The sequence below is a fragment of the Bacillus sp. FSL R5-0659 genome, from assembly GCF_038008785.1.
In the GTDB taxonomy this organism is placed as follows: domain Bacteria; phylum Bacillota; class Bacilli; order Bacillales; family Bacillaceae; genus Bacillus; species Bacillus safensis.
The window spans coordinates 3,589,687-3,602,433 of sequence record NZ_JBBOZU010000001.1 but is presented as its reverse complement, the minus strand read 5'-3'; the positions used below and the strand labels follow the sequence as shown (position 1 = coordinate 3,602,433).

11 protein-coding genes are annotated in these 12,747 nt (G+C 41.8%); 7 read left to right on the top strand and 4 right to left on the bottom strand.

Going from position 1 to position 12,747, the window contains the following annotated elements; genetic code table 11:
- Positions 1–5: 5 nt before the first annotated feature.
- From NSQ72_RS18645 to NSQ72_RS18635, 3 genes are all read right to left on the bottom strand, one after another.
- Positions 6–2,330, bottom strand: a complete 2,325-nt coding sequence (locus NSQ72_RS18645; RefSeq protein ID WP_341084939.1) for an ABC transporter permease — start codon at positions 2,328–2,330, stop codon at positions 6–8.
- Positions 2,327–3,580 (bottom strand): MFS transporter, encoded by a 1,254-nt coding sequence (locus tag NSQ72_RS18640; protein ID WP_059377321.1) that lies wholly within the window; start codon positions 3,578–3,580, stop codon positions 2,327–2,329. Before NSQ72_RS18640 ends, NSQ72_RS18645 begins: the two co-directional genes overlap by 4 nt.
- 69 nt (positions 3,581–3,649) lie before the next feature.
- The gene (locus tag NSQ72_RS18635) at positions 3,650–4,300 is read right to left on the bottom strand and encodes a TetR/AcrR family transcriptional regulator (RefSeq protein WP_039182718.1); all 651 of its coding nucleotides are present in this window, start codon (positions 4,298–4,300) and stop codon (positions 3,650–3,652) included.
- 160 nt (positions 4,301–4,460) lie between these two features.
- Here NSQ72_RS18635 and NSQ72_RS18630 point away from each other — a divergent pair, with 160 nt between their 5' ends.
- The 7 genes from NSQ72_RS18630 (at position 4,461) to NSQ72_RS18600 (ending at position 11,213) form a co-directional block, all read left to right on the top strand.
- A complete protein-coding gene (locus NSQ72_RS18630; protein WP_341084938.1) occupies positions 4,461–5,573 on the top strand; it encodes a CdaR family transcriptional regulator in 1,113 nt (370 codons plus the stop codon).
- A gap of 118 nt (positions 5,574–5,691) precedes the next feature.
- Entirely contained in the window at positions 5,692–6,963 is a 1,272-nt protein-coding gene (locus NSQ72_RS18625; RefSeq protein ID WP_341084937.1) for a GntP family permease, read from the top strand.
- 30 nt (positions 6,964–6,993) lie between these two features.
- Complete coding sequence (locus NSQ72_RS18620) at positions 6,994–8,133, top strand: glycerate kinase (RefSeq protein ID WP_341084936.1); 1,140 nt, start codon at positions 6,994–6,996, stop codon at positions 8,131–8,133.
- 92 nt (positions 8,134–8,225) lie between these two features.
- A complete protein-coding gene (locus NSQ72_RS18615) occupies positions 8,226–8,564 on the top strand; it encodes a zinc ribbon domain-containing protein YjdM (RefSeq protein WP_024423969.1) in 339 nt (112 codons plus the stop codon).
- 319 nt (positions 8,565–8,883) lie between these two features.
- Positions 8,884–9,813 carry an ABC transporter ATP-binding protein gene (locus NSQ72_RS18610; protein WP_126682534.1) on the top strand — a complete coding sequence of 310 codons (930 nt, stop codon included), beginning with the start codon at positions 8,884–8,886 and terminating at the stop codon, positions 9,811–9,813.
- Positions 9,810–10,760, top strand: coding sequence for an ABC transporter permease subunit (locus NSQ72_RS18605; protein WP_126682533.1), 951 nt, complete (start codon positions 9,810–9,812; stop codon positions 10,758–10,760). The genes NSQ72_RS18610 and NSQ72_RS18605 overlap by 4 nt, the downstream gene beginning before the upstream one ends.
- Before the next feature lie 24 nt (positions 10,761–10,784).
- Positions 10,785–11,213: a DUF4064 domain-containing protein gene (locus NSQ72_RS18600; protein WP_341084934.1), complete on the top strand. Its 429-nt coding sequence runs from the start codon at positions 10,785–10,787 to the stop codon at positions 11,211–11,213.
- 41 nt (positions 11,214–11,254) lie between these two features.
- Here the strand turns inward: NSQ72_RS18600 and NSQ72_RS18595 are convergent, their stop codons facing one another.
- Positions 11,255–12,583: a CitMHS family transporter gene (locus NSQ72_RS18595; RefSeq protein WP_341084933.1), complete on the bottom strand. Its 1,329-nt coding sequence runs from the start codon at positions 12,581–12,583 to the stop codon at positions 11,255–11,257.
- Positions 12,584–12,747: the final 164 nt, after the last annotated feature.

Sequence of the window (12,747 nt, the reverse complement as noted above, 5' to 3'; positions counted from 1 at the left end):
CCTTATTAAAGTGTATGCCTTGTCGTTTGGCTAGAAAAAAACGTCTTCAATAACCAGGCGATCAAAGCTAAATTGACAATAAATAGTATGAGTGGATACACAACCGACACCCATTGCGGTGACAGCCACTGAAGGCTCGACGCCCCTAATGAAGCTCCACCGACACTCATCAAAGCAGGACCAATTGTATTGACCGCGATTGTTCCAATAAAGGCACCAAAAGAGAGAACAACGATAAAACTTGTTATATATTGTGCTGTTATATCTGTTATAGAAAACCCAATTGTTCTTAACATGTTGTTCCGGCTTGAATCTTTCGCTTTTAACATGTGCAAGAACATGAACAGCATTAAGCTGGCGGTCCCAAAAGCAGCTAATGTAGCAAAAAATGCAACGACTTTTACGATAGCTGCTGTGCTGCCGATCGTTTGATGAACGTATTCTTTCATATCTGTCACTTTTGCAGGAGATACCTTTTTTTCAAATATCGCCTTTTTCTCGGCAATATTTACTCCTGGTTTTAGTTGGATTTGAATGGTTTTCCAAAGAGCTGATTGAGGAAATGGCTGTGATATTGCTTTTGCTGTTTTGCCTCCATTGGTGACGTCCTGATAAATACCTGTCACCGTTCTTTGGGTTTCATGCCCGTTAGTTACGAGAGTGATTCTTTCTCCTATCTTTTTCTGAAGTGAATCTGCATTTAACACGGATAAGGCAATTTCATCATTCTTTAAAGGCTGCCGGCCTTGTAAATAGGTGAGGGGAAATGCTGAGAGCTCACCTGTTTCTAAATAGAGCGTTTCTAATGAATTCTCCTTTGATTTCGCCTGAAGAGAAGCAGTCTCATAGATGGCTGCTGTTTGAATGCTCCTATCTTCACGAATCATTGATTCTATTTCGTTTGTATTTTTCGTTAGTTGATTTCCTTGGCGTATATCAATTCGAAGGTCACTTTTACCCGAGCCAAGGTAGGTGATGAAATTCGGTGATTGTAAGGTATGCCATAGCTGAATAGGCATCAGCATTAAAAATGTACAAAGTGCAATAATACAAGTAATCGTTGTGTACAACTTCTTTCGTGATATCAGGTCTTTTAAACCAAGCCAAATGTGGATCGGTAAGAACCTGCTTTTCTTGAGGTGCATAGGTATTTTTTTCTTATGATTCGATGAATGGATACCACCTTGAAGGGCTTGAGCAGCTGATATTTGACCAAACTTTCTTAGGACAGCATAGCTGCAAGAGATGACGATCATTGCAGTCACAATAGAAACAAAAAGCGGGATTAACAAATGATCAAAAGAAGGCTGATTCCCCATGTATTGCTGAATATTGGCCGTAAACATATCACCAAATATAAGTGTTAACACATAGCCTGCTATACATCCTGCACAAGCAAGCACGGCATACTTTCCAACGTATAATTGCTTAATTTTTGTTAAAGGAACCCCAATTACCTTCAGTATGCCAATTTCACGTTCATCTTCTTCTATAGAAGCCGTCATAGCAAGATGGAGTGAGAGAAGGGCTATACTAATGAGCAGCAGGCAAACAAGCAGGAGAATGGCAATCACCATTCCATCTGTCAATGCGTTCAGCATGCGCAACAAAGGCAGTGTGACAGCTGGGCCTTGTTGTGGCATCTGTGATGATTGATAGATTGCTTGAAAAGCATCTGTCTGCGCGGCATCATGCAGTAAAAATTCGATTAAGTACTCTTTTTGTTGAAACACTTGATTTATTGCGTCCCAATCCTCGTTATGAAGAAGAAATCTTTTTGAACTGACTAGACTGGGGTTCATTTGTACATCTCGCAAGAACGCTTTGATGCGAAAGGTGAATTGATTAGCTCCTTTCTCAATCAGTAACGTTTCACCTATGTTGAGATGATACTTTTGTTGAAAATAAATTGGGACAGCCACTTCACCTTTATTGACAGTGAGCTTCTCGTTTTGTTGATTTAAAAGAAAATCAAAATTGCGATTTTGCTTCACAAATAAATGATCCATCACACCTGCTTTGGCAGGCTCATGTCCGAACCTGATGTTTGCATGTTCAATTGGTATCATTGGGACGATTTGATGAGCTTTTACCATGGACTGCTTACTTGAAAATGCTTCAATGTCTTTTTCATTTAGGTCGCCGTCATGCATTTGGACAAAGTCTGGCGCTTTAGCAGAATGGAGCAGGCCAGAAATGGACCCATTCAGCTGTACTGTCATTTGAGCGGCACTTGCTGCGAGAAATGAAGTCATCATGATGCAAATAGTTAAACCAATTGAAATAAGACGGTGGCGGGTTAAGTCTTTCTTTATAAAGGCGAATCTCATGAGGCTGATTCCCCTTCATGTTGAAGCATATTTTTTGTTAGGTAGGCTAGGGCAAACATGAAAACACTGACGATTAACACAGTCACATACATGTTGGCTGAAAACGTATTAAACAAGAACCCATACATCATTTGACCAAGCGGAACTGCACATTGAGAAACCATTGTTAGATTGGCCATCACTTTTCCTAATTGCTGATTTGGAGTTTTCTTTTGAATATGTGATATCACAACGACCGAGATCATTGTAAGCAGCATAGCAATTGGAAGACATCCTGCTAAAAAGAGAAAATAAGCTGGATAAGTGCCAAATTGTAGAGCCATAGTCGATGTTGAGAACGCCACAGGCAGTAGGATGATGGCGATGACAAGCATCCAGCGATATAAAGTAGGAATGCGCCAATGCTTCGCTACGAGTCCAACTAGCAGAGCACCTGCGATGACAGCGAACTCAATCAAGCCCATTCCTACTCCATACATGATGTCACTGGTTTTCATTGTGACCCTTAAAATGATTGGGCCACCTACGATAAAAAATGGTGTAAGGATGAAATTTAACATTGCAGCAAGCAGCATGGTTCTTTTTAGAAACGGCTGGCTGCCGATATAAGAAAATCCTTGTTTCATATCTTTTATGAGCACTTTGCCCATAGAATCTGTCAGCGGACTAGAGGAGAAGGGTATTTTTAATCGTAAGAGCATGCACGCAGATAGGAAAAATACGATGGCACTGGCACCTATAATGAATTGACTTCCAATCATTCCGTATAGAACACCGCCGATAACAGGTGCGAGAACACCTGAAAGTGCCTGAACGCCATTGACGATGCCGTTCGCTTGTTCTAATTGATCTTCTTTCACTAGCTGTGGAATGCTGGACATCACAGTAGGTGCATAAAACGTACTCATCACACCAAGAAGTATCATGACAGCTCCTATCATGTAGAGCGAATCATTTCCAGATAATAACCAGAAATAAAAAGCAAGAATCATGATGCCGGCGAGGACGTCAAATAAAATCATCAAGTTCCTTCTGTTAAACCGGTCAGCGATTGCACCAGCTAATGGGGAGAGAAGGAACGGGATATTGGATAAAGCGAAAAGTAAGGCAAATAAATCAACTCGTTGTGTCATATCCAGCACATGTAAAGATAGAACAAATCGAATGAGAGAAGATCCGAAAACGGAAATAATCTGTCCGAGAACGAGGTAGATAAAGTGAGATGAATCTCTTTTGAATAATACATTCATAAATATCACTCTCCTTTTAGACCGACCGTCAGTCTATAATGTATGCAGGATTGGTATTGAAGTGACCAATCACTGATTATTTTCATCCTGCTCACCAGATAATCGCTTCAGCAGGAAGGAAAAGCTCCCCTTATCTGCATGCAATGAGGATTCGAGTATATCGATAAAAGCTAAAGCGCGTTGTATACTTTCTTCGGCTGTCCATTGAAACAGGCCTTCATCAAATATGACCTGTGCAGAAGCGAGAAGGAATTCAACCGTCTCTTGCGGATACTTCGTTTTGAATGTCCCTTCCTCTACACCTTGCTGAATGACATCTGCCAACACTGGTGATAGTTCTTTAATGGCTTTAATTAAGCTTTTTTGATGCATTTCTGCATTAGAAGGCTGATGGAACTGATCGATCATCCCCTGTTTATGGCTTCCTTGCTGAGGTGATTGCGCCATGATGATACGAAATAGTTTGTCAACGACTGGAAGGTCTGGATCAGCCGCAATACGCTTTGCCACGATGATATCTTCTTTGATGATCCTGTCAATAATGGCATCCATTACTTCTTCTTTCGATGCAAAGTAGTAATAAAAGGTGCCTTTTGCAATGCCAACGGCTTTTAATATGTCAATAATCGTTGTTTTCTGATAGCCTTTGGTTGAAAAAAGCGCTTCTGCTGCGTTTAATATGTCATTTTTACGTTCCTCAGGATGTTTAACGGTTCTCATAAAGCCATCCTTTCTTTTAACTAGACTGTCGGTCGGTCTTTGATTTGATTAAACACTTTTTAGGGTGTCTTTGTCAATGGCTGGTTTTTAAACACTTTGCATTTATTGTTCAAAGACACTATGATACATTGAATGAAAACACCTTCAGGAGAGATGCCTCATGCAATTTTTAACCAGTGAATTGGCTCAAGAAATGGTTGAACGTACGATGCATATTTTACATAAAAACATCAATGTGATGAATGCAGATGGTGTCATTATTGGTTCTGGTGAACGAAACAGGATTGGCCAGAAACATGATGGTGCAAGACTTGTTCTGACAAGCGGGAACAGTGTGGAAATTGACCATGAGACCTCCTTGCGCTTAGAAGGAGTGAGACCGGGGATCAACCTGCCTATTTGCTTTCATGAACAAGTAGTTGGTGTGATTGGGATTACTGGTGAGCCAGAGGACATTCGGCATCATGCCGAGCTGGTGAAGATGGCAGCTGAACTGGTGTTAGAGCAATCTTTTCTGCTCGAACGGGTTCAATGGCGTCATCGAATAGAAAGTGAAATTGTCAATCAGTTGATTTCATATTCTGATGTTGGGGATCATCAGCTGAAAAATCGAGCTGCTTGGCTGGGAATGGATTTAGACAAGCGCCGAAGGGCTATTGCTTTTCAGCCAGTTCCATCCTCAGAGGATGCTGTTCATAAATTGATGCATGCGATTCAATATGATAAGAAGGCGGATGATTTACTTGGTATGACCTTTTGTCATGAATTGATTCTTTTAAGTCATTCCATACCTGAACATCAATTAAAGCAGATGGCAGGTCATCTGCAAAGAACAATGCAAAGAGCAATAGGAGGCCAAGTGCTAGTGGGGATAGGGACTGTCGCTGACGACATCAGCCAGCTGCCAATTTCTTTTCAGCATGCGAGAGAAGCCCTGAGATTAGGGAAAGCTCTTGATCCGGAAGAAAGTATGTATTTCTTTGAGTCTTATCAGCTGGAAAGCTTATTCATGATTGCGGGAATTGCTGAAAAGAAAAGTCGATGGACTGACTTTTACAAGCCGCTGACACAAGAAGCAGAGCTCGCCCATACATTAAGGGTTTACATTGAAGAGGGCGGTGATTTGCAGAGCATTGTTGATCGTTTATTTATTCATCGGAATACATTGCGTTATCGTTTAGACAAAATTCAAGAATTGACTGGAAAAGACCCTCGTCATGTAAAACAGTTAATCGAGCTTTATATGGCGCAGCTAATGAATCAATTATCTTGATTGTGCAAATGCACAATTGAGTAGAGTGATAGATGAAAAAAGTTCATCCAGATTCACAACACAATCCCTTTGGGTAAACGCTTACAATTGGAGAAAGATATTTTTAGGGGGATTGAGGATGAGTGGAGATGTAACGGTAAGTACTTTGGGAGCCATGGCGGCGCTTGTGATCGCGATTGTTCTCATTCTAAAAAAAGTATCACCTGCTTATGGCATGCTGGCAGGTGCATTTATAGGCGGCTTGGTTGGCGGTGTAGATATTGTTCAGACAGTCAACGTCATGATGGAAGGTGCTAAGGACATGATTCCAGCTGTCCTTAGAATTATGGCGGCAGGTGTACTGGCTGGTGTTCTCATTGAGTCGGGTGCTGCGTTATCGATCGCTGAGGCCATCGTGAGAAGGCTTGGTGAGGCGAGGGCACTATTAGCACTCGCACTTGCAACGATGATTTTAACAACAGTGGGCGTTTTTGTAGATGTTGCGGTTATTACGGTAGCGCCCATCGCACTAGCCATTGCTAAACGCGCAAAGCTCTCAAAAACGGGAATTCTCCTTGCTATGATTGGAGGCGGGAAGGCAGGAAATATCATGTCACCGAATCCGAATGCCATTGCCGCTTCAGATGCTTTTGGTGTACCTCTGACTTCAATGGTGGCTGCGGGTGTCATTCCAGCTGTGTTCGGGCTGGCGGTTACATATGTATTAGCTAAAAAGCTTGCAAACAAGGGAACGCCCGTTCTTGAAGAGGAAACCGGGCAAAGTAAAGTTCAAATACCTGCTTTTTTTCAAGCGCTGGCTGGTCCGCTGGTTACCATTTTATTGTTGGCTTTAAGGCCGCTTTTTCAAATCAATATAGATCCAATGATCGCCTTACCAATTGGAGGGATTGTAGGCGCTCTTTTCATGAAAAAAGGGAAATTTCTCAATGATTATGCGATGTCAGGTCTTCATAAAATGTCAGGTGTCGCGATCATGTTATTAGGGACAGGTACGTTAGCAGGAATCGTATCGAATTCTTCCTTAAAAGATGTGTTTATTCAGGCACTTGATGCATCGGGTTTACCTCCATATTTACTTGCACCAACTTCAGGGATATTTATGTCAGCCGCTACTGCTTCGACAACAGCTGGCACGGCGGTAGCGAGTGGTGTGTTTAGCGGAACACTGATTGGGCTTGGTGTGTCTGCTCTTTCAGGGGCAGCCATGATTCATGCTGGCGCAACAGTGCTTGACCATATGCCGCACGGGAGCTTTTTCCATGCAACAGCAGGAAGTGTTCAAATGGATATTAAAGAGCGTTTAAAGCTCATGCCTTTTGAATCGTTAATCGGTTTGACGTTAACCGTTGTATCGACCATTATTTTTGGCGTTTTCCAGCTGTTTGGCTGAGGACATGATAAGAAATGAGGGGCTGATAGGATGAAAATTGTGATCGCACCAGATTCATTTAAAGAAAGTTTGTCTGCTTATGAGACAGCATGTGCCATTGAACGAGGATTTCGTTCTATTTTGCCACACGCAGAGTATATCAAACTGCCAATGGCAGATGGCGGAGAGGGAACTGTTCAATCGTTGGTTGATGCGACGGGCGGGCATATTGTTTATCAAGTGGTCACGGGCCCGCTTGGTGAGCCTGTGGATGCTTTTTTTGGCATGTTAGGGGACAGTCAGACTGCTGTCATAGAGATGGCTGCAGCCTCTGGATTACACCTTGTTCCGCGAGAAAAACGTAATCCGTTATGGACGACATCGAGAGGAACTGGTGAATTAATACTTGCAGCGATGGATAAAGGAGCGAAGCATGTGATCATTGGGCTTGGCGGAAGTGCAACAAATGATGGCGGTGTTGGAATGATGCAAGGATTAGGTGCAGCTTTCCTTGATAAAACAGGACATGCACTGACGTCAGGCGGCGGGGCACTTCATCAATTAGCTTCAATTGATTTATCTGGACTCGATCCAAGGCTGCAATCTGTCCGGCTGGAGGCGGCTTGTGATGTGGATAATCCTTTAACAGGTGAGAGAGGAGCGTCTGCCGTTTTCGGCCCTCAAAAGGGAGCAGATGAAGAAATGGTTCAAGTGTTAGACAAGAATCTAGCTCATTTTGCACGAGTAGCTGAAAAGCAGTTCAATATATCCTTTGAAGATGCAGCAGGGGCAGGAGCGGCAGGAGGACTTGGTGCGAGTTTATTAGGCTTTTTAAAAGCAGATTTGCAAAGAGGAATCGATATTGTGCTGAAAGCTGTTCATTTTGATGACATCATCAAGGAGGCAGACCTTGTCATTACGGGAGAAGGCCGAATTGACCGGCAGACCATTTATGGAAAAACGCCAATCGGCGTAGCCAAAGCAGCGAAGCAGTATAATCTGCCCGTGATTGCCATCGCAGGCTCTCTTTCAAAAGACAGTGCAGTCGTACATGATCATGGAATTGATGCACTTTTTAGTATTGTTCCAGGTATCACCTCTCTTTCTGAGGCGATACGCGATGCGAATCTTCATGTAGAGAGAACAGCTCGGAATATCGCAGCTGTGTTAGAATTTGGAATAAAAAAGTAAACGATGAAAAATGTTTCCTTTTCTATCACATTCCTTCTATAGAAATGTGGTAAAATCGATATAAATGATGTAGAAAGTTGGAGGAAACAAAAATGTCTAATCTACCGAATTGTCCTTCGTGCAGCTCACCTTATACATACGAGGACGGCAGTCTGCTGGTTTGTCCTGAGTGTGCGCATGAATGGTCACTTGAACAAGAACAAGCGGCAGAGGAACAGCTTGTTGTCAAAGATGCGAATGGGAACCTGTTAAGTGATGGGGACACGGTCTCTGTTATTAAAGACCTAAAAGTAAAAGGTTCTTCATCCGTTTTGAAAATAGGAACGAAGGTCAAAGGCATTCGTTTAGTGGAAGGCGATCATAACATTGATTGTAAAATTCCTAGCTTCGGCGCAATGAAATTAAAATCAGAGTTTGTGAAGAAGATATAATGTATGAAAGGAGGCTGTAAGAGGCCTCTTTTCTTTATTTATAGGTGAAAGGAATAATCTCAAACAAAATTCCATACATATATACCTGTTGAAAAAGGTTCATTTTTTAAAAAATCAAGCCTCTTTTCACATAAAAATCCGCAGTTTTCTTAACCCTACCTTAAAAAAGGCAGATGATTCGCTAAATTTTGGCTAATCCCCTTCACAACTTTTGGGCATTGCTGTACCATATGGAAGTGTATTTCTATTTTTGACGGATCATGGTGTTTATCAGGAAATAGAATGATAGATGATACTTAGACAAAGAAGGAGAGGTAACGTGACGAACGTTTTAGAACTGCATAATGTATCTAGGCATATTCGCGGGAAAAAGATTGTTCAAGACTTGAGCTTTTCTGTCCAAGCGGGCGAAGTCTTTGGCTTCTTAGGACCAAATGGTGCAGGGAAAACAACAACCATTCGTATGATGGTCGGTCTTTCTCCCATTACATCTGGTGACATTCTGATTAATGGTCATAGTATTCAAACCTCCTATCAGCATGCCATCCAAGATGTCGGTGCCATTATTGAAAACCCAGAAATGTATAATCACTTAACGGCAAGACAAAATCTTGTTCACTTTGCCAGAATGAATGGGAAAGTGGATGAAGCGCGAATTGATGAGCTGTTAGAGCTAGTCAGCTTACAGCATGTGAAACATAAACGTGTGAGTACATTTTCATTAGGAATGAAACAGCGATTGGGCATTGCGCAGGCACTCATACATAGACCGAAACTGCTAATCTTAGATGAACCAACCAATGGACTTGATCCTGAGGGGATTCGAATGATACGAGATTACTTGAGAAGGCTCGCAAAGGAAGAAGGGCTGGCTGTTATTGTTTCAAGTCACCTCATGTCAGAGATGGAATTGATGTGTGATCGCTTTGCAATTATCCAAACAGGAAAGCTAGTTGCCATTGAGGATCAGCGTGCTGAGACGAAGCAGGATGATTTGGTTAATTATCGAATGAAGGTAGCAGCTGGTGAGCTTGAAGAAGCACAGAAGCTCATTGGTGCATTTGAGGAAGGCGTCACTGTAAGGGAAGAAGAGCAGTACTTATTTTTCTCTATGCTAGAAGAAAAAATGCCAGAATTAATTCGTCATTTGAGCAGCGCGTCTATTCATTTGTACGAAATCAAAATCGAAAAACAAACCTTAGAAGATAAGTTCTTAAGCTTAACAGGTAAAAAGGAGGCAGACGTATGATTCGCCTCATTCAAAACGAGTGGATGAAGATCAGTTATCGTATTGGTACTTGGATTATGGTTGGGCTTCTTGTATTAGGTATGGTTGCCACGCTGATCTTTGCAGTGAAAACAAATGACAAAGATCAAGCTTCAAGTGATTGGAAGACTGAACTGCAAGCGATCAATAAAGCAAACAAGGAAGAATTGAAAGAGGATAATATAGGATTTTATAAGAGATCCCTTGAAAGCGAAATAGCAATCAATGAGTATCGAATCAAGCATAATTTACCTCCTGTAGATCAATTCGGTAAAAATGCATGGACTTATGTGAAGATCAATGCTGATTTGCTTCAGCTGGTCGGTGTATTTGTGATTATCATTGCAGCGACGATTGTCTCGGCTGAATATAAGCATGGTACAATTAAATTATTACTCATCCGTCCACCATCAAGAATGAAAATTCTTTTATCTAAATACTTTACCGTTCAACTTTACTCTCTATTTCTGATCGCGGTCCTATTTATCCTGTCATTTATTCTAGGTGCGATCTTCTTTGGACTTAATCATGATTATGTGTACTTGTCCTATCAAAATGGTAAAGTCATTGAACAATCTCAGCTTACAAATATGGTGTCATATTATTTGGCACATTGTGCTATGTTTGTTGTACTAGGAACACTTTCTTTTGCCATTTCAACGGTATTTAGAAGTGAGGCCCTTTCTATTGCGATTAGTGTGTTAGCTTATATTGTTGGAGCATCCATCACAAGCATTTTGATGTTCTTCTTTGATTGGGCGAAATACTTATTGTTTGCCAACGATCCTGCACAATATTTCGCGGACACACCTACTTTTATTGAAGGTATGTCTCTAGGATTCTCATTAATCGTCCTAGTCATCTATTGGGCTATTTTCTTAGCCATTGCCTTAATTGTTTTCCAAAAGCGTGAAGTGAAAACAGGTTAATTTAACTTTTTAGGAGGTTTACACATGATTAAACGTAAAGGTGAAAAAATTATGGGGATTATTAGTATTGTCCTCAATGCCATTGGTGTTGGAATTGGAGCATTATTCCTTTCCATAGGTCCATCAGTTTATGATGAAATCAATGAAGTGTTAAAAGAGGAAGGAGAAACATTGCCGATCGAAACGCTTCAGGCTTCGGTTCAGGCATTTGGTACTCAGTTCATGGTCGTTTCCGCAATTGCGGCTGTGCTGTCGATTGTCGGCGTGATTTTCTTGAAAACTGACCGCCGTGCCGTGCTATCAGGTATTCTTTTCTTGGTTTCTGCTGTGACTCTTTTAATTGGAACAGTCGGCCTTGCATTCGCTCCAATGGTTCTATTGTTTATCATTGGATTAATGTCTCTTATTAGAAAGCCGAATACAGACATTCACACAAGTGAATATCCTTCATAATGATAGAAAAGACATGCGCATATCCGCGCATGTCTTTCTTTTTAAATGATGCCAATCAGCATCGCCACGAACAGAAGAATAATACTGAATCCCCACATCCAAAAGAAAGAGTAGCGGATGTGTTTCCCCATATCAACCCCTGCAAGACCTACAGCGAGCCAAACAGCGGGAGCAAGCGGGCTGACAAAGGTTCCGATGATGTTCCCAATCATCATGGCATATGCCGCAGAAGTGCCTGTTACGCCAACTTCAGATGTAATGGATTCAACAATTGGCAGAAGGGCGTAATAATAGGCATCTGTACTTGTCAGCATATCCAGCGGCACCCCAAGCAGCCCAACAATGATATGTAAAAATGGCAGCAAGAAGGCTGGTAAAATGTGAATACTGTCCACAGCAATGGCTTTCAGCATCCCCGTGCCTTCAAGAATTCCTAAAAATGACCCTGCGGAGAAAATGACAGCCGCCATCATCAGCGCACTAGGTGCGTGTGCCTTGATCCTTTCCATTTGCAGATTCACATTCGGAAAGTTAATCAATAGTGCCAGTGACAGGCCAATCATAAACATAAAACTAGCAGGAATCACGTTCAACACAAGAAGCACGACAACAGATACAAATAGGATGAGGTTGACCCAGATGAGATGATAACGCTTTAAAGAGGCGTCTCCCGTTTCACTAATAGACTGAATGGCACGATCCCAATCTGCCCCTTCTAGTTGAACCGCAGCTATTTCATTTGCAGCAATTTTCACCCGAATTCGTTTTTCTTCCCTTTTTCCTAAAATGAATGCCATCCCTAATACGAGCACAACGCCTATGAGCTGAATTGGAATGAGCGGCACCCACAGTTCAGAGGGATCCATATTTAGGACACTTGCTGCCCGTCCAGTCGGTCCGGCCCATGGAATCATATTGGTTAATCCGGCACTCGTCCCGATTAATAACAGCAGTAAATAAGGACTCATATGTAATTTTTTATAAAGCGGAAGCAGTGCAGGTACAGTTAATAAAAAGGTCGTAGCCCCTGCTCCGTCTAAGTGTGCGATAACCCCAATCAAAGCAGTTCCCATTGCAACTGTGACAACATTTCCTTTTGTCAGCTTGATTAAAGCTTTAATTACAGGTTCAAAGAACCCTGTATCTTGCAAAATGCCAAAAAATAAAATGGCGAAGATAAACATGGTCGCCACCGGCAATACTTTGATAATCCCTTCCTCAAAGAAGGTTTGAATGTCATTGATCCCAAATCCCGCGATGAGCGCCCCTATTAAAGGCACCATGACCATGGCGACAATTGGACTTGCTTTCCCCCAAATCAGCAGCACAACAATCGTTAAAATAATCATCAATCCAACAAACGTTAACATAAGCCCCTCCCCCTGCAAATAAACCGTTTACATTTATCTATTCTTTTCATTCAATGCACTCCCACAGGTGCATTGAAAAAAAAGATTATCAAATTTATGAGTATGAAGCAACCGCTTTCATACCTATACAATGGTAAAAAAGGATGGAGAGTCCAGTCATAATG

Excerpts from the sequence above, each read along its gene's own strand:
- NSQ72_RS18645 (WP_341084939.1), bottom strand. The coding sequence starts at position 2,330 with ATGAGATTCGCCTTTATAAAGAAAGACTTAACCCGCCACCGTCTTATT.
- NSQ72_RS18640 (WP_059377321.1), bottom strand. The coding sequence starts at position 3,580 with ATGAATGTATTATTCAAAAGAGATTCATCTCACTTTATCTACCTCGTT.
- NSQ72_RS18635 (WP_039182718.1), bottom strand. The coding sequence starts at position 4,300 with ATGAGAACCGTTAAACATCCTGAGGAACGTAAAAATGACATATTAAAC.
- NSQ72_RS18630 (WP_341084938.1), top strand. The coding sequence starts at position 4,461 with ATGCAATTTTTAACCAGTGAATTGGCTCAAGAAATGGTTGAACGTACG.
- NSQ72_RS18625 (WP_341084937.1), top strand. The coding sequence starts at position 5,692 with ATGAGTGGAGATGTAACGGTAAGTACTTTGGGAGCCATGGCGGCGCTT.
- NSQ72_RS18620 (WP_341084936.1), top strand. The coding sequence starts at position 6,994 with ATGAAAATTGTGATCGCACCAGATTCATTTAAAGAAAGTTTGTCTGCT.
- NSQ72_RS18615 (WP_024423969.1), top strand. The coding sequence starts at position 8,226 with ATGTCTAATCTACCGAATTGTCCTTCGTGCAGCTCACCTTATACATAC.
- NSQ72_RS18605 (WP_126682533.1), top strand. The coding sequence starts at position 9,810 with ATGATTCGCCTCATTCAAAACGAGTGGATGAAGATCAGTTATCGTATT.
- NSQ72_RS18600 (WP_341084934.1), top strand. The coding sequence starts at position 10,785 with ATGATTAAACGTAAAGGTGAAAAAATTATGGGGATTATTAGTATTGTC.
- NSQ72_RS18595 (WP_341084933.1), bottom strand. The coding sequence starts at position 12,583 with ATGTTAACGTTTGTTGGATTGATGATTATTTTAACGATTGTTGTGCTG.